The sequence below is a fragment of the Roseibium sp. AWQ4_254 genome, from assembly GCF_056161025.1.
The window spans coordinates 19693-37624 of the sequence record NZ_JBSWYH010000016.1 but is presented as its reverse complement, the minus strand read 5'-3'; the positions used below and the strand labels follow the sequence as shown (position 1 = coordinate 37624).

General features: G+C 57.9%; 12 protein-coding genes. 4 read left to right on the top strand and 8 right to left on the bottom strand.

Annotation, left to right across the window (positions count from 1 at the left end; all coding sequences use genetic code 11):
* Entirely contained in the window at positions 1-474 is a 474-nt protein-coding gene (locus ACXAIC_RS13620) for a MarR family winged helix-turn-helix transcriptional regulator (protein ID WP_475179873.1), read from the bottom strand.
* 77 nt (positions 475-551) lie between these two features.
* On the opposite strand from ACXAIC_RS13620, the gene ACXAIC_RS13615 reads away from it, so the two are divergent.
* The gene (locus ACXAIC_RS13615; protein WP_475179869.1) at positions 552-1016 is read left to right on the top strand and encodes a DUF3237 domain-containing protein; all 465 of its coding nucleotides are present in this window, start codon (positions 552-554) and stop codon (positions 1014-1016) included.
* 29 nt (positions 1017-1045) lie between these two features.
* Here ACXAIC_RS13615 and ACXAIC_RS13610 read toward each other — a convergent pair whose 3' ends face one another.
* On the bottom strand, positions 1046-2596 hold the full coding sequence (locus tag ACXAIC_RS13610) for an acyl-CoA dehydrogenase family protein (protein WP_475179863.1): 1551 nt from the start codon (positions 2594-2596) through the stop codon (positions 1046-1048).
* 1404 nt (positions 2597-4000) lie between these two features.
* Between ACXAIC_RS13610 and ACXAIC_RS13605 the strand changes: the two genes are divergently transcribed.
* From ACXAIC_RS13605 to ACXAIC_RS13595, 3 genes are all read left to right on the top strand, one after another.
* The gene (locus tag ACXAIC_RS13605; protein ID WP_475179860.1) at positions 4001-6529 is read left to right on the top strand and encodes a cadherin domain-containing protein; all 2529 of its coding nucleotides are present in this window, start codon (positions 4001-4003) and stop codon (positions 6527-6529) included.
* Positions 6530-6556: 27 nt separating this feature from the next.
* Positions 6557-9250, top strand: a complete 2694-nt coding sequence (locus ACXAIC_RS13600) for an Ig-like domain-containing protein (protein WP_475179856.1) — start codon at positions 6557-6559, stop codon at positions 9248-9250.
* Positions 9251-9475: 225 nt separating this feature from the next.
* Positions 9476-10516 carry an OmpA family protein gene (locus ACXAIC_RS13595; RefSeq protein ID WP_475179850.1) on the top strand — a complete coding sequence of 347 codons (1041 nt, stop codon included), beginning with the start codon at positions 9476-9478 and terminating at the stop codon, positions 10514-10516.
* Between the two features lie 171 nt (positions 10517-10687).
* Here the strand turns inward: ACXAIC_RS13595 and ACXAIC_RS13590 are convergent, their stop codons facing one another.
* The 6 genes from ACXAIC_RS13590 to ACXAIC_RS13565 all read right to left on the bottom strand — a co-directional run bounded on the left by ACXAIC_RS13590 (position 10688) and on the right by ACXAIC_RS13565 (position 17640).
* The gene (locus ACXAIC_RS13590; protein WP_475179847.1) at positions 10688-11854 is read right to left on the bottom strand and encodes a glycoside hydrolase family 88/105 protein; all 1167 of its coding nucleotides are present in this window, start codon (positions 11852-11854) and stop codon (positions 10688-10690) included.
* Positions 11844-13355, bottom strand: a complete 1512-nt coding sequence (gene pglA, locus ACXAIC_RS13585; RefSeq protein ID WP_475179844.1) for a polygalacturonase PglA — start codon at positions 13353-13355, stop codon at positions 11844-11846. The genes ACXAIC_RS13590 and pglA overlap by 11 nt, the downstream gene beginning before the upstream one ends.
* A gap of 59 nt (positions 13356-13414) precedes the next feature.
* The gene (locus tag ACXAIC_RS13580; protein WP_475179839.1) at positions 13415-14692 is read right to left on the bottom strand and encodes an ABC transporter substrate-binding protein; all 1278 of its coding nucleotides are present in this window, start codon (positions 14690-14692) and stop codon (positions 13415-13417) included.
* Between the two features lie 26 nt (positions 14693-14718).
* Positions 14719-15834 (bottom strand): ABC transporter ATP-binding protein, encoded by a 1116-nt coding sequence (locus tag ACXAIC_RS13575; protein WP_475179833.1) that lies wholly within the window; start codon positions 15832-15834, stop codon positions 14719-14721.
* Positions 15834-16688 (bottom strand): carbohydrate ABC transporter permease, encoded by an 855-nt coding sequence (locus ACXAIC_RS13570; RefSeq protein ID WP_475180147.1) that lies wholly within the window; start codon positions 16686-16688, stop codon positions 15834-15836. Before ACXAIC_RS13570 ends, ACXAIC_RS13575 begins: the two co-directional genes overlap by 1 nt.
* Before the next feature lie 67 nt (positions 16689-16755).
* The gene (locus ACXAIC_RS13565; RefSeq protein ID WP_475179828.1) at positions 16756-17640 is read right to left on the bottom strand and encodes a carbohydrate ABC transporter permease; all 885 of its coding nucleotides are present in this window, start codon (positions 17638-17640) and stop codon (positions 16756-16758) included.
* Positions 17641-17932 lie beyond the last annotated feature (292 nt).

Sequence of the window (17932 nt, the reverse complement as noted above, 5' to 3'; positions counted from 1 at the left end):
TCAGACCTCGATGTTTCTGATTTTTTTCAGCAAAGAAGTTAGGGTCTCGATCTCGTCAGGCGAGAGATCAGCGAACAATCGCTCCTCATGGGTGCGGACCACTTCCCGGGCATGCAGATATGCCGTCCGGCCATCCTTCGTAGGCGCCAGGGCCTGAACACGCCGGTCTCCGGGCACGGCCTGCCGCTGAACAAATCCACGACTTTCCAGTTCGTCGATGATTGCAACAAGCCCGGAACGCTCAATGCCCAGTTTCCGGGCCAATTCACTTTGCGTGATATTGGGAAACTGCACGATCAGAGAGATCGCGGAAAATACGCGTGGAGCAAATCCGTCCTCACCGAGCGCGCGGCGGAAATCCTCGCTGACGATGACATATGCGCGCTTGAGGTTGTAGCCGACAAAATCGTCGAGGTCTCCATGCGAGGCCTCTGAACCTGTCTGACTGCGGGATGCTTTGGACGACTGCGCCATTCTTTGCCTCATGTATTGTAATCTCCAATCTGATACGTCATATTGTTAACCAAGTAAACAGTTAATCAGGACACGCAATGACGCTCCCCACCCCATCGCTTGAACATATTTGCCGTTTGACGGTTGATCTTGCCGACATCCGATCGATGGGTACCGGGCGTGCCGGCACAAGGCGCATCATTCCGATCATCGGAGGCACGGTAGCAGGCCCCCACTTGTGCGGCCGGATCCTGAATATCGGAGCCGACTGGCAAACCATTTTCGAAGATGGCATGGCCGAACTCGACACCCGATATGCCATGGAAACCGATGATGGAGCGACGATCGAGATCATCAATTATGGATACCGGCACGGTCCACGGGAGGTGATTGAGGCACTCGGACGTGGCGAACAGGTCGATCCGGCGAGCTACTACATGCGCACGCAGGCAAGACTGGAAACAGGCGACCCGAGATATGACTGGGTAAACAGGACACTTTTCATCGGAACAGGCGCCCGCATGGCCAACAGCGTTCAGGTCGAGCTTTACGCGGTGCGCTAGAGCATCGTGCGATAAGTCTGCAAGATGCTCTAGGCTGCCCAGATCCGCTGTGGCGAAAGCACCTTGTCGGCGAGCCCGGAAAGGTCATCCGACGCTGCCAGTCGCGCGATGCGGTCCCAGGCCGCCCGATAGAACAGGTCGCCGGTGAGCTGCATGAAGTCATGCGCCAATTCAGCTGGCACCGCACTGGCTTCGACCGCCGCTCTTGCTTGCCTCCAGACATCACGCTGGGCCAGCACTTTGGCGTTTCCCGACAGTCTACCAATGAGCGCATCAAAGGCGTCCGCGCCCTCTCCCCCTCGCAGCGTCAGCCCGCGGGTGGCGGTGGCCAGGGCATGAATGCCGTTCGCTCCTTCGTAAATCGAGGTGATCCGTGCATCCCGCCAGGTCTGGCCCACACGGTACTCCGAAAGGTACCCATATCCCCCAAGCACCTGAATCCCCAGGTCTGCGGAACGGATGCCAGCTTCCGTGCAGAAAACCTTGCAGACTGGCGTCAGGAAATCGACCAGCGCCGATGCATCGCCGCGGTGCATCTCCACCAGCGTCACATGGGCCATGGCGCGGGCCCCAAGGGCCAGAGAGCGTTGCTCATTCAACATCCGGCGTACATCTGTGTGATCGCTCAAAACCGCTTCGCGGCCATCCGGCAGCTTGCCCTGCTTGCGGTCCCTCGCGTAGGCGGACGCGATCGCATGGGCCCGCGATGCATGTGCCACGCCTTGCAAGGCAACATCCAGCCGGGCGTGGTTCATGAGAGTGAACATCGCCTTCAAGCCCTCGCCTTCGACACCCACCAGTTCTGCAGGCGCAGCGTCAAATGCCATATGGCAGGTCGGAGAGGCATGAATTCCGAGCTTCGCCTCAATCCGCGTCACGTTTATTGCCGGGCCCGCAGCGGAACGCGAGGTCAGAAACAAAGACAGACCTTTCACCCCGTCCTCAACTGCCCCGGTTCGCGCCAGTACCAAGTGCAGGATGTCCTGCGAAAGGTCCTGATCGCCGCCGGATATGAATATTTTTTCTCCTGATATGGACCACCCGTCACCTTTCGGCACAGCGCGCGTTCTAATGCGTGACAGATCGGACCCGGCCCCCGGCTCGGTCAAGCACATGGTGGACAGGGCGTCCCCCCGTGCAAGCCGCGGTATCCAGGTCGCTTGCTGCGTTTGGGTCCCGAAAAGCAGAAGCGTGGAAATGGCCCCTGGCACGAGGTTGCACACCATCTGTAGCGCATGATTGGCACCGGCAAAGACCTCGGACACCATGGCTGCGACCAACGGCCCCTGTCCCATGCCGCCGTGCTCTTCCGGTGCGGTCAAACCCTGCCAACCCATCTCGGCAAGCTGGGTATAGACCCCTGGAAAACCGTCGGGCATCCGGACACGGCCATTCTCGAACCGGCAGCCCTGGCGATCGCCTTGTTCGTCCACAGCCGCGATTTCGGCTTCGGCAAAAGCTGCGAACGCGGTCAGAATATCTTGAGACAGATCCTCATCCCAGTCTGCAAGTTTGCCTGCGCCCGCGACGTCGCGAAGCGAAAAAAGGATGTCTCTGATAGGGGCTGAAAACGGTGCCATGTCTGCCGCGCCAAAATTGTTAACTTTATATACAGTTATGCTAGTTTACATAATGGAGTTACGCAAGATGCGGCACGGCGCACATTGCTGATTATCTGCCGCCCCTCCGGCTCATCGGCATCGCTTTGCAGTGTCTTTTCGGACAGCAGTCTCCGCATCAGGCGGGTATGTTCTCCCTGCGCCTATTCGCTTTCCCCCCAGAAAATGCTCGAAATCAGCCCCAAACAGACATGGTTACTTCCGGCCCGGAGTGGTTTGATCGGTCTTATTGACCCCTTGGCAGTGTTCGACGGCTTGGCGTAATTTTGTCGCCGTATTCAGGGCAATTCTGAGCGGCCATCGAGGTGCAGTTTCTCAGCTTCAACCGCACCCATACGAAGCCCCCCGAGAACCAAGACCATGATGGAGCAGAGGCGCATCTCGCACCAAACGTCGAACTGGACCACGCGAGTGGTAGGATCAAGGCCTGTCAGCCCCTTCTCTTGTTTTATGTCCCGTCCGGCCTCGATCAACGCCTGCTTTAGATTGCCGTTGTGGTAGTTCGGCGCGCTCCGTCGACCCTATCTTTACGTCGTCTATATTTTGGTTGACACCCTCGTTTTCATCATATAGACATCGTCTATATTGAATAGATTGAGCGTCCGGAAGGTTCCCATGGACTATCAGTGCTTTGCCGAAACCATCGCCCTTGTAAGCCGACACATACACAACGCCGATGTCGAAGCTCAACAAGAACTTGAGTGTATTTTGGGGTGCGAAGATCTTCGCCGTTCCTGAATATTCAAGATCATCTGATCATAAGGCCGCCCCTTACTTGATCGGCACCATTCTGGACGGGAAATTCTCATTTCGGTCGACCACCGGTAAAGAGCTGCGAGCGTTCTCCTGCCCGACACATTCGATGCCGTCCGCGTTGTTGGCTATGGCCGCAGACGGCGAAGCCTGCGAAAGGATGGCATAGAGAAATTGCCTCTAGTTGATGCCGAGTTTTGGCTGGCGTCCCTGTTCTTGCGGAAGAATTTACCGATAACCCGGCCGTGAAAGATCGCGGCGAAACAAGGTTGGCTCGTGACGGGCTTTTCTTATGACACTTGTTTTCACGTCGGCGCCTCTTGAGCCCAGGGCATTCAAAGGTCGTCTTGCTCGCTTTCCGAAGCACACCCCGCATTGGCTCGCCCCCCAGTATTTATATTGCTAAATAAAAATCAATAAGAATTTTTCTGTAAAAGTATTTATAAAATAAAATTTTATATTAATATAGAGCTATTTTATTTTTTTATTTCATCTCAAATAATTTTTACTTGATTCGTATTTTGCATCGAGTCCAAATTGATCGGAATAGCCAATTGTTACTATTTGGCTATTACGTCATACGACTCCGATAATTCGAAATTGAGTGACTCCATGAACACGAATTCCAACACAAATACGGTTCAAATTGTTCAGCCCGAGACTGACGGTGTTGTCGTAACTGCGGGAAATGGAACCGCTTATCGCGACTTCAGCAGTGAAGGCAGCTTCATCCAGACGGAGAAAATTGTCCTGGTCCGGGCTGGATATTCCCCGCAAGAGCTGACGCATATCGCCAACCCGGATCCGATGACGGACCTCTCGCTGAAACTGGTGTTGGACGACTTCATTGTTAGCTACGATCCAAGCAACGGCGCTGCTTCCTATGACTTCCGTGCTCTCGATGATGCAATGGCACGCTTGTCCCAGGCTGACGGGTTCGCGGCCCTGGAAATTCTCGTCGACAGCGCATCAATCAATGGCGATTCAGTTGACGGTACAGAAGCCTTTGCGCAGGTGAAGGCGGCCCTTGCGAGTCACATTCTGCCCGGCACCGACATGCCCTTGTCTGAGCTTCCCAATGTCGTCATTCTCCCGGACAATGATGAACCCGAAGGCCTGAACATCTCGGCGGTCAACACATGGTCCGCTTTGGGACAGGAGCTGGCACTACAATCCGGGGACACCGCCTATCTTGTCTATGACCGCAATGACCCGGTCGAGATGGATGGCTCGGAGATCATACCGACCTATCATGTTCTCCAGAACAACCAGCTCGAAAAAGGTGCAGACAGCTCTCTCGGCGGCAGTGCGCTTGAAACGGCCCTCAAATTCGGATCGATCTATCAAGGTGTCGCTGAATTTGCCGGAACGGACCAGGACGACCGGTTTTTCAGCCGCAACGACGACGTGGCGTTCTCTGGCGGCGCCGGAGATGATCTTTTCCGCACCTCGGGCGGCCGCACGACCATGGATGGCGGTGCCGGTGACGATACCTTCCAGATCTGGTCCGGCAAGGGGACCTTTGTTGATGGAGGCGATGGGGACGGCGATACCGCCTATGGTCTCGACACGGAGACCGGTCTGGTGATCGGCAGCATCAATCAGTGGAGCATGCTGGGGAACGAATTGGGCATCGAGCGCGGGTCCAATGCCTATAACATCCGCCTCACAGGCGCGACAACCGACTTCAACGGCACCACCGTCTCCGCCAACTACTTCAGCTTGAATGAGAATATAGCTGCCAGGGGATCGACAGACCTACTCTCGGCCACGGCATTGGAAACAAGCCTTGCGCTGTCCAATGTGGTCATCAATGTCGAAACAATCGTTGGCTCCAACCATGACGATAGGTTCTTCGGCGGCAGCGCCGACGACCATTTTGTCGGAAAGGGTGGAGATGACTGGTTCAACACAGGTGCCGGGGACGACCGCATCGACGCAGGCGACGGCAGTGACACCATCGTCATAGGCGCCGGCAATGATGTTGTCGATGGTGGAGACGGAGACGATACTCTCCGGCTGAATAATAACCTGTCCACCTACACATTCACCCGCCTGGAGGATGGCCGGGTGTCTGTGCTCCATGAGGCGGGTGAAACGCTGCTGACCTCGGTCGAACAGGTGCGCACCACCGACGGCGACAGGGTTTCAATCGAAACCCTGCTTGACGGCGGCGGCCAGGGGCAGACAAACCGGGCACCTGAGTTTGCCGCAGCGACCATTGCGCCACTGGCAGAAAATGCGGAAGCTGGCACCGTCGTCGGGCAGGTTACAGCCTCGGATCCGGATGGGGACACGCTCACCTATGCAATCACCGCCGGCAATGATCAGGGAATTTTTGCGATCAACAGCCAAAGCGGCGAAATCACGGTGGCTGACGCCGGCAAGCTCGACTTTGAAACCAGCTCCCTTCACAGCCTTGAGATCACCGTAACCGATGGCGAACTGGCAAACACGGCCACATTCGATATTCCGGTCGAAGACGTCGACGACACTTGGGACCCAACAGTACAGGCTCTTCTTGAGCAGACAAACCGAGCGTTCGGTCTCAAAGCCTCGGTCATCACCGTTAACTTGTCGGAACTGGCTGACTGGAACAATCAGGACCCCTTCCTGGACATCATGAAATTCTCCCGGCCCGGCGTCATCAACAACGGCACGGAATGGGGTAAATACAGCCATCAGGAACTCGTTGATGGCGGATATCTGGACGAAAACGGCTGGCCGATTGAAATTCCCGAAGATGCGACCCACTGGAGCGCTTTCTTTTCTGCAGAAGCCTCGCGCGCCGGCACCTTTGTCCTGACCTACGAGGGCGACGGCGAAATTGATTTCCAGAACGTCACGGTCATCAGCGAAGACGAGGACTTGAATCAGATTGTCTTCGAGTATAGCGGCAGCGGCAACTTCCAGGTGCAAATCAGGGAAACCGACCCCCAGGGAACCGGAGATTATATACGCAACGTCTCCATTGTCAGACAGGAATATGTCGCGCTTCATGAAGCCGGTCAGATCTTCAACCCGGATTTCCTGGCAGTTATCGAGAACTTTCAGGAAATCCGCTTCATGCACTGGGACAACATCATTGATACCGAAGTCACAAGCGTTGAGGACATGACGCCCTTCGGTTTCCAGACCTAGGGTGGATATGGCTTCAAGAGGGATGGTGTGCCTAAGGAAGTCATGGCGGAACTGGCCAACCAAACCGGTGTGGATCTCTGGATCAACATCCCGCCCGGGGTCGATGATGCTTACATTCGAGAGCTGGCCCAGTTCTACAAGGACAATCTGGATCCAAACCTTCAGATCACCGTCGAATATGGCAACGAACTGTGGAACAACAGCTACGATGAAACCCATGAAATTCGAGAATGGGCACAGGCAGACTGGGGTGTCGGGCCGGAAGCCTATGAAGCCTTTTATATGTACACCGCGAAGCTCGCGACAGAGGCGGCCATTATCTGGAATGAGGTTTTTGGCGAGGAAGCTGAAGCGCGGCTCCATCACACCTTGGGCATGCACACGGTTGGAGACTCCAGAACAAAGGACCTTCTGGAACCGACCGACTGGAAGCTCTATGAGCCGGACGACTATGTCGATCCTCTCACCGTTTTTGACTCTCTCGCCGTAACCAATTACTTCGGCGGAAAGACGATCACCTTCGAGGATCTACGCCAGGACATCCTGGACGCTATTGCCGACCCCGAAGTCGACGCCATGGCGTATTTCCGGGACCTGCTGCTGACACCGGATTATCCGGGATCGATTCAAAACTCCTACAACGAGATGATCGAACAAAGGGAACTGGCCGACCAATACGGTCTCGACCTCATCATGTATGAGGGTGGAACGCACATCCAGCATTACGACGGCACCGATATGACGCCCGAAGAAGCGGCAACGCTTCTGGATTTCATGTCGGACTTCGCTGGAAGCGAATATATGGCCGAGCTTTATCAGGTGCTGCTTGAGAACTGGATGGAAATCGGCGATGGCCCGCTGATGCAATTCGGCACAGTCGGCGAGCATTCCATCTATGGTGTCTTCTCCTTCCTTGAGAACCTCCAAGACAGCAATGCCCGCGCCGATTGGTTGTATCAGACCAGTGAAGAAGTCGATCAATGGTGGGACGGCGCTGAAGGCGGCGAATACCATCAGCAGGGTGTTACGGAAGACGGTACGGAGGGCGATGATGTTCTCATTGGCACCAATCAGGAAGACTTCCTCATCGGCCAGGCCGGAAATGATATTCTTGTGGGCGGCGCTGAAGACGACGGCTACAACGGCGGCAGCGGTATCGACACGGTCGTCCTGTCCGGCACGTTGACCGACTACATTGTCTACCGGGAGGACGACGGCTTCAAAGTCGCTCACAAGGGCGGTTACGGGACAGACTATCTGGTGAATGTCGAGCAGCTGCAATTCGAGGATGGCAGCATCGCCCTTCTAGAGGATCTGGTCGGATCTGAAGACGCCAATTCCCCTGTCCAGGCGCAAGACGATGCCATTACGGTCCGGGAAGATATTGCGCTCAACCTCGGCGCCCTTTTGACTGGAAATGACAGCGACACCGACGGCGACACTTTGCACATAATAGATGCCGATGATCTCTATAGCAGCGGTCATGTTCTGGTGAACCCGGATGGAACCGTGACCTACACACCCGGCAAGGACTTTGTCGGCGAAGACACCTTCACCTACACCGTTACGGATGGAACGGCCCGGTCCGAGGGAACGGTCACTGTTACCGTGATCAATGAGCCGGATGCACCGGTCGTGGAACCGGAGCAGGTCTACTCCGTTCTGGATACGGCCGAAGTCGGTTCAACACTTCTGACCGTTGAGGCGAGCGATCTGGATGGAGACACGCTGACCTATTCGATCACGGCTGGAAATGACGAAGGGCGCTTTGACATTGACCCTGCGACTGGCGAAATCAAGGTGGCAAAGTCCCTGCTCAAGGAAGGACCGCTAGAAAGCTACGCACTCAACATCACCGTATCGGACGGGCAGCTAACGACGGAAGCAGTCTACAATCTGGACGTTCACGGGCAAGCCGACAGTTTTGATCTGGCAACCGTTTCCGGCAGCCTTGTCAACGGGCTCGAAGGCACCCAAGACACGGTTTATCTCATATCAACCAATGGCGAGGGCTTCCGTGTCGGCACGATCGGATATTGGGGTGAAACAGGTGAGGAAATGCGGCTTGGCAACATCGTCGACGATGTGAACCCGGTGCCGGCCTATACGGTCTACCAGGCAAGCCATACCGTCGAAATTGACGGCCTGGACTACAAAGCGTCCAGCAGCATCTTGAACAACAACGTTCTGGCATCCGGGGACACGGAAACAATCTCGGACTCCGCCCTCGGCACGGCTCTGATGTTTGCCAATGTCATCGCCAATGTGGAAGTCGTCGTCGGATCGGACTATGCAGACCGGTTCTTTGGCAACGACACAAATGAAACCCGCTACGGTGGCGCTGGCAACGACTATATGAGCATGGCAGGAGGCGATGATCTCCTGGTCGGCGGACTGGGCCGCGACACCTTGTTTGGGGGAGCTGGCTCCGACACTTTTGTGTTCGACAACCTCGACACCTTCGATGTCGTGAGGGACTTCAATCCCGACGAAGGTGATGTTCTGAGTCTGTCGTCTCTTCTGGGCAACTTCGACCCGGAAACAAACGCGCTCGTGAACCTAGTCAGCCTCACGGAAAATGACGGCACCTATGATTTGAGCATCCGTTTAAACGGGGACGGTGATTACACCAAAGTGGCGCAGCTCAACAACATTACCGACGAACTCAACCTCGAAGATCTGATCAACAACGGAAACATATCAATCAATGATATTTTCTGATCCATAACATTGGCCAGGCGCTGGCATGATACAGCGCCTGCAGCTTCCCTATGGTCGGTCAGGCGGGCCGAAAATCCAGGTTTCTTTCGTCGGCTTTGGATTAGAGCATCGGCCGACAAGTCCGCACGATGCTCTAATTTCTGGGCGCTGACGAAATTTCACCCATCATTCCCTCTATGCCAGCCTCCGTCCCCTTCACTAAGGCTGGTTTCAAGGATGCGAAATATGTTGTCGAGTAACTTTCAATTCACTCAAGGTCTGCTGCGCATATTGGCCAGTGCTGTGATTTCAAATTTTGTTGTCATGAGTGCCTTTGCAGAATCGGTGGACGTTCGCGGTGCGGTTGACCATCCTCTGATTGAGCGGTTCCCAGACACTTCAATATTGTCTTACAGAGTGAGCGATTTTGCTGGCCTGAATTTGGCGACGGGACCATTGACAGACGAAATCTTATCCAGACAGGGACGAACAGCAATGCCGCCCGTCCGTCAGGTTGAAGGGCATATTACGCAAATTGGGTATCGCGCGAACACAAAAGAGACCTCGATATTACGCATATATCGAAGCTTTGAGGAAGCATTTCGGCAAGCCAACTTTACCCCTCTTTTTAGTTGTGCGTCCGACACCGAATGCGGCCGAAATTTTGTCGTGCAAACTTATTGGTATGGCGACCCTGATCGTCAGGGCATCTATCAAAACCTGAGTGCGCCTAACATCGATAGTGACTACAACTACCGTTATTGGGCAGGCTTTGCTGAAGCGGAAGGACAAAAATATGCTGTTTCCCTGCTTGTGGCACAACACAGATCGGGAAGAATGGCGGCCAACATAGCGCTCGATATTGTGCGTCTGGAAAAAATATCGCTTGAAGAAATAACAATAAGCCTGACTGTGGACTCGATAGAGCAGAGCATTTCAGATACCGGCCGCGCGGTTCTGGATGGCATCTATTTCGACTTTAACAAAAGCACATTAACGACACAGTCAAAGGACGCGATTGGCGTTATTGCTGATTTCCTGCGGAAGCATCCAGAAGAAGAGTATTGGGTGGTCGGCCACACAGACAATGTTGGTTCGTCAAACTTCAACGCAGCGCTTAGTGAAGATCGAGCCCGGGCCGTAAAGCGACAGTTGGTCGAGGCCGAAGGGATTTCAACATCTCGCTTAACGTTTGCTGGGGTCGGACCGCTAAGCCCCATTGCGGGCAATGAAACCGAGGAAGGCCGCAGCAAAAACCGGAGGGTTGAACTGGTTCCAGTCCAATAGCGAGGCTGTGATGCGAAAATACTTCGTAAGCGTCCGGTGAGGCTCTACCAGGCGCAAAACCAACGGAGTAAGGGGGAAATGCTCTATCCGTTCATCCCATCAGCTCACTCAGAGCCCAAGCGTCAAATTTGACCCGCAGACTGGTCTGTTCACGTATGTGCCTCTGCCCCCTCACGCCTCGACCAGCCGGCTGTCGTCCCGTGCTGCTTCCAGGGCCAGCCCTGTGCACATCATCAGCGGGCCGACGCCTTTGCTGTCGTTGGAAACGACCGGTTCGCTCAGGTAATAGGCCGCAGACCCGTCCCGGTAGGTGCCTTCAAAGCCGCCGAGGCCGGCGACCTCGCAAATGGCGGACATGCGCGGGGAGCCGTCCAGACCGGGTGTCATGGCGAATTCCGTCAGTCCTTTGAGAAGACCGGCATCCGCTGTCCCTCCCCGCAGGGCTGCGCCAGAAGGCGGCGGGGCTTGTGTTCCGCCGTGCAGGTCCGGAGGTGAGACCGGGTCCAGCAGGCCAAGGGCACGGGCGCGCAGGAGAGCGTAGACGAACATGGCCGAGGCGGAAGTCTCGATATAATTGCCCTCAAGATCCGGAGCGTCGATCACCTGCAGCCACAGGCCCGGTGCGTGCTGAAGGCGTTCGATCCGGGTGAGAAACGCCTGCGTGCGCGCCTTCAGCGGCAGGAACGCCTGCGGGCCGGTCAGATCCGCCACGTCCACCAGACACATGGCCAGCCAGCCCAGCGCCCGCGCCCAGTGGGCTTTGGACAGGCCGGTCTGCGGATCGGCCCAGAGCTGCTCGCGGACCTCATCAACCCCATGGGCGTAGAGGCCGGTATTTGGCACGAAGGTCTGGTCCAGCGCGGTACCGATCTGCCTGACGGCATCTTCCACCAGGTCCGGGCAGCAGGTCACCTGGCCATAGGCAACCTGGAAGGGAGCGGCCATATAAAGCCCGTCCAGCCAGATCTGCCAGGGATAGCGCAGCTTGTGCCAATAGACGCCGGAGCGGGTGCGCGGGTGACTCTTGAGCTGGCGCGCCAGAAGACCGGCGCCCGCCAGCCAGGCGGAATCCCCGGTCACTTCATGCAGGTAGAGCAGCGCGCCTCCAGACTTGATATTGTCGATATTATAGTCCGACAGGCTGTAGCCGCGCAGCGCCGGGCCGGGCAGAAGCTGCGGGGTGATCAGGCGCATCAGATGTGCCAGCCAGCGCTCCTCTCCAGTGGCCCGGTGCAGCAGCTCCAATCCCCGGTAGATCAGGCCGTCCTCATAGCACCAGGCGCCGCCCTTATAGGCCCCGTAGGTGGCGGCGTAGCGGTCGAAAAACTCAGTCAGCACGGCCAGCCTCCTGCTCAAGAGGGGAAATTGCGCCGCTGAACCCGGCAAATTCGGCAACAATCTGTTCATGGCGGCAGGCGGGCACGCCGCAGGCCATCAGCGGCACCCCGGCCTCAGCCTCCGGGTCGAAACTCACCTTCAGGCCGGAGATCTCAATTCCGCTCAGCGGTGCCTCTGGCAGGCCAAGCAGGGCGACAGCCGCCAGGCGCACCTTTTCGGCAATCACGTTTTTCACCGTGATGCCGGTGATGTCCGGGGTGCCCTCAGTCACCGGCGCCAGCTGCCGCGACTGCACAAACGCGCTCTTGCCGTCCGCATCGCAGAAATAGAACGCATTGGCGCAGATGGCCGTGTCGACCTCGCACATATGCACATCGGTGAGGCTGACGCGGGCCACCCTGCCACCGCGCCCGCGCCGGGTCTTGATCCTCAGGCCCCGGTCGGTACGCAGGAAGGCGCAATTGGCAATGCGGATATCTGTGATACCGCCGCTCATTTCCGAGCCCAGCACAACCGCGCCATGGCCCCGCTCCATCAGACAATGGCGGATGGAAATGTTGCGGCAGGGCGCCAGATGATCCGTGCCATGGGCGCTGTCCCGCTTGCCCGCCTTGATGGCGATGCAGTCATCACCCACGGAAAAATGCAGGCCGGTCAGGGTCACATCCTCACAGCTTTCCGGGTTGAAGCCATCGGTGTTGGGGCTGTCGGGCGGGTTTTGAATGGACAGGCCTGCAGCCAGCAGGCTGCGGCATTGGAACGGATGGACCGTCCAGGAGGGGGAATTGCGCACCGTCAGGCCGCTCAAGGTGACATGGGTGCAATGGGCGAGGAACACGGTCCGCGGCCGCCGGGCGCCCCGCCGGGTCTCCTTGGGCCAGTCCCACCAGTCGCCCCGGTCGCCGCCGCCATCCAGAATGCCCTTTCCGGTCAGGGTGAGGCCTGTGCAGCCGACCGCATTGATCAGCGCGGCGAAACAGGGCTCCGGCAGCCCTTCCCAGGTGCCCACCACCCGGTTGTGGCCGTCCCGCGCGGGCAGAACCGGCCAGTTCTGCCAATCCGAAAGAGCCGCCAGTTCGGCCCCTTCACTCAGATAAAGCGTCATATGGGAGCGCAGGAAAAGCGGGCCGGTCCAGTAGCGGCCGGGGGGAACGATCAGGGTGCCGTTTTCCGGCACGGCGTCAATCGCGCGCTGCAGGGCTGCCGTATTGTCCTCAGCCTCCGGATCAGCCCCGAACCCGGCCGCATCCACGGAGCCACCGCAGGCGCGGGTGCGGAAGGTCAGATCACCAAGGGATGTTGACAGGGTGTAGCCGGTCTCCGGCGTCAGGCCGCTGACGTGCAAGACAGCGGCGGTGGCCGTTCCGTCCGCCACGCACCCACCCGGTTGTGCCGTCAGCGTGTAGGGGACGGGCTCGCCCAGATGATAAAGGGTGCCTTCCGGCGCGAGCAGAAGGGTTGCCGTTCTTGAGGAAACGGTGATCAGCGAAAGCAGGGCCATGATCTCACATGAAGGTTGGAGGTTACGGCGGCCGGACAGACCGGCCACCGCACAAAGGCTCAGGAGCGGTAGTCTTCCAGGGCGTCGTTGATGCCCTCGATAATCTCCTCGGCTGCGGTCTGCGCATCGATCCGCCCGTAGGCGTAATATTCCAGCGTATCGAGAAAGATGCTGCGCACGTCGGGATGCTCGTTGAACGGCGACACGCTCGGCCCGGTGCCGGTCATGATGATCTCATTGGCCTGTTTCAAGATCGGCTTGACCGCCCCGGCTTCAATCAGCTGGGTGGCGGCCGCCCTGGAGGCAGGCAGGCCACGGGCGCTCGACATGGCCGCAATGCCTTCCGGCTCGTTCATCAGGCAATTGAGGATCTGGGCGGCGGCCTTGGGATCTTTCGCCCGCTTGGAGATGGCAAAGGTCATGGAGGCCTTGCGGTACACTCCTTCGGTCTTGGCGCCGTCCACGTTCAGGATCTTCACCGGCACCAGTTCGTTGCCCTCTTCCAGCGGATCGGAATATTTGAAATAGGTGGAATCCCATTCATAGGACCCGCCCATCTGCCCGCTGGCCCATTTCGGGTTTTCGTGCAGCTTCATATTGCCTTCCGCAGCACCCGCCTTCCAGGGGCGGATCGCGCCCTTGTCGACCAGCATCTGGTAGAACTCCAGGCCTTCGGACAGCTCTTGCGGGGTCCAGGCCACGGTGGTCGTCGCCGGGTCGATCAGGTCTTTTCCGGTCTTCTGGGTCACCACGTTGGAGATCAGCAGCACCGCGTTGATGGTGGCCGCATCAAAGGGATAATAATCCTCCCCGAGCTTTTCCTTGAAGACCGGGGCTGCGGCGATCAGCTCCGCCCAGCTGGCGGGCACCGCAAGGCCCGCCTTTTCATAGGCGGTCTTGTTGAACATATAGACCCGCCCCGTGGTGGAGACGGGCAGGCCGTTCAGCTTGCCGTCCATTTCCCCGGCCTTCAGCTGCTCCGGTGTCCAGTTGTCCAGCGCAATCGTGTCCTTCAGATCATAGAGATTGGCAAAGCCGTCCCCATGGAGAGAAAACAGCGGCAGCCAGGGCCAGTTGATCTGCATGATGTCGGCTTCAGTGCCCCCGGCAATCTGGGTGGTGACCTTTTCCAGATGCCCGGCCCAGCCGGTGAATTCCGGCTTGATGGTGTGGCCGTGCTTTTCGCCGCACACCCGTAAGGCCTCCTGAGTGGCCTTGTGGCGGGTATCACCGCCCCACCAGCTCATGCGCAATTCGGCCGCGCCTGCAGATCCTGCGGCGGCTGCCAGCGCTGTGGTGGCCAGCAGGGCCGCAGCCATTGTCTTCAGTCCTGTCATTCCTTCCTCCCATGACACACCCGGCCTCACCCGAGTGAAATGTTGTCCTCTGTGTGACGGTCGAACAGGTGGATCTTGTCGCCCTGGGGCCGCAGGGCGACCGCATCGCCGCGCGCAGGCAGATGTGCCAGCTGGCCGCCGGGCACCACCACAACAAAGTTGCCGCTGCCGACCTTCAGGTGGCAGTTGAGCTCGTGGCCGAGAAATTCCACATTGGTCACGACCCCGTTGAGGGCATTGTGAGTGCCGGGCGGTAGCAGCTCCAGATGCTGCGGCCGGATGCCCAGCTTGACCGGCCCGGCGCTTTCGCTAAGCCGGCCGGCCAGCCCTTCCCCGATGCGGATGGTCTGACCGGCCAGGGTCAGAAGCGGCACGTCTTCGGTTGTCAGCACCGCGTCCACAAGGTTCATTTCCGGCATGCCGATGAACCCGGCCACAAAGGCATTTGCCGGCCGCTCATAGAGCGTCACCGGATCGGCCACCTGCATGATGCGGCCTTCGCGCATGACGCAGATCCGGTCGCCCATCGTCATGGCCTCGACCTGGTCATGGGTCACATAAACAACGGTGGCCGGTTGGCCCTCGGCCTTCAGCCGCTTGTGCAGGTCGGTGATGCGCACCCGCATGGAGGCGCGCAGCTTGGCATCGAGATTGGACAGTGGCTCATCAAACAAAAACACTTCCGGCTGCTTAATCAGCGCCCGGCCGACGGCGACCCGTTGCGCCTGCCCGCCGGACAATTGCTTGGGCAGGCGCTCCAGAAGCTCCTCGATTTCCAGCACCCTGGAAACGTCCTTCGTGGCGCTTTCAATGGCCGGTTTCGGCTGACCCTTGAGGCGCAGGCCGAAGGATAGATTGTTGCGCACCTTCATATGCGGGTAGAGCGCATAATTCTGGAACACCATGGCAATGCCGCGCTTGCCTGGCACCAGATCGTTGACCACCTTGCCGCCGATGGAGATCTCTCCGCCGGTAACGGTTTCCAGCCCGGCAATCATGCGCAAGGTGGTGGATTTGGCACAGCCGGAGGGACCGACCAGAACCATGAACTCCCCTTCTTCCACCGCCAGATCGATGCCATGCACGGCCTTGAAGCCGCTGCCATAGGTTTTTTCAACGGATGTCAGTCGCAGCTCAGCCATTATCCCTTGACCCCTCCCGTGGAGATCCCTTCGATGAAATATTTTTGCGCAAGGAAGAACACGAAGAGCGAAGGCGCGAGCGCCAGCACCGACATGGCCAGGATCTGGTTCCAGTCAAAGGCTTCCGTCGTGTCGATAGACAGTTTGAGAGCCAGCGAGACCGGATAGTTCTCAACGGAAGAGATGTAGATCAGGGGCCCGAGAAAGTCGTTCATGGTCCACATGAACTGGAACAGGCAGACCGAGATGATCGCAGGCATCAGCATCGGTACCACGATATAGACCAGCGTCTGCAGCGTGTTGGCCCCGTCCACCCGGGCCGCTTCTTCCATGTCCCGGGGGATGGCCCTGAGAAACTGGATCAGCATGAACACGAAAAACGCATCTCCGGCGACGGCGGACGGCACCCAGAGAGGCAGGAAACTGTCCAGCCAGCCAATGTCCCGGAACAGAAGATATTGCGGAATGCGCGTGACCACATTGGGCAGCAGCAGGGTTGCGATCACCGTTGCAAACAAAATGCGTTTGCCGGGAAAGTCGAACCGGGCGAAGCCGTAGGCCACCAAGGTGCACGACACCGCTGTGCCGATGACCTTGGGGGTGATGATCAGGAACGTGTTCCAGAAAAACCGGGCGAAGGTATAGGGCGTTGAGGTTTCCCAGCCCTTGATATAGCCCGACAGCGTCGGCTCCCTGGGCCAGAAGGAAGGGCTGGAGAAGATCTCCGCGTTGGTCTTGAACGAGGCGCCTACCAGCCAGATGAGCGGATAGAGCATGACCAGGCCAACGGCGGTCAGCACCGTGTAGCGCAGCAGGCTGTTGAGCCGCCGGCGGCGGCGCAGCTTGATCTCCATGACGGTGGCCGGTTCGTTCGACTGGACGGAGGCTGGCGGCAGGATGTCGGCGGATGTGGACATGGGGTCAGCTCCTCTTGTCGCCGGCGTAGTAGACCCATTTCCGGGAAGACCAGAAGGCAACAAGGGTCAGCACCATGATGATTGCGAACAGCACCCAGGCAATGGCCGAGGCATAGCCCATGTCGAAGCTTTTGAAGGCTTTGTCATAGATGTAGAGCGGCAGGAAATAGGTGGCTTTCAGCGGCCCGCCATCGGTGATGATGTAAGGCCCGTTGAACTCCTGAAACGCCTGCACAGTCTGCATGATCAGGTTGAAGAAGATCACCGGTGTGATCAGCGGCAGGGTGATGTAGCGGAAGATATGCCAGGGATTGGCCCCGTCGATGGAGGCGGCCTCATAAAGGGACTTGTCGACCGATTGCAGTGCCGCCAGGAAGATCACCATGGCCGAGCCGAATTGCCAGACCCGCAGCAGAGTGATGGTAAACAGCGCATTGGCCGGATCGCCGAACCAGTTGATGGCATCGATCCCGAACATCCCCAGCAGCATGTTGACCAGACCGGCCTCGGCAAAGATGTAGCGCCAAAGCACCGCGATGGCGATCGACCCGCCAAGGATGGAGGGCACATAATAGGCGGTCCGGAACAGGTTGATTGCCTTCAGGCGGTAATTGAGCATCACCGCGATCAGCAGGGCAAAACTCAGTTTGAGCGGCACTGTCATCACCACATAAAGCAGCGTCACGCCCAGCGATCTGGTGAAGGTGCGGTCCCGGGTGAAGAGCTTTTCGTAATTCTCCAGCCCCAGCCATTTGGGGGTGCTAAGAAGATCATAGTCGGTAAAGCTCAGATAGAAGGAGGCGACAAAGGGAAAGCCCGTAAACAGCAGCAGACCGATGATATAGGGCGAGACATAAAGGACCCCGAGATACTTGCTGTCACCGCCCATGGCGCAGCCCTCCGGCCCAGATTCCGGTCCTCTCTCCGGCGCGCATTCTGACCCGCTTTCCGGCCGTCGGCTCTATGCCCCCCGCGGCGCAGGCCGTTCTCGCGGCAAGGGCCGGTACCGTGGACACCAGGATGAGCCTGCACGCCAAAAATCTCGCATAAGTTGCATTTCCAGGCGAATTGCTCTGTTCGAAATATTTCATGTCTTTAGCTGACTGCCACAGCTGCGGCCCCGTGGACTGTTGCGTCCAGGTGCAGATGTGGCACTCTTTCCTCCCAAAACAGGCAGCATC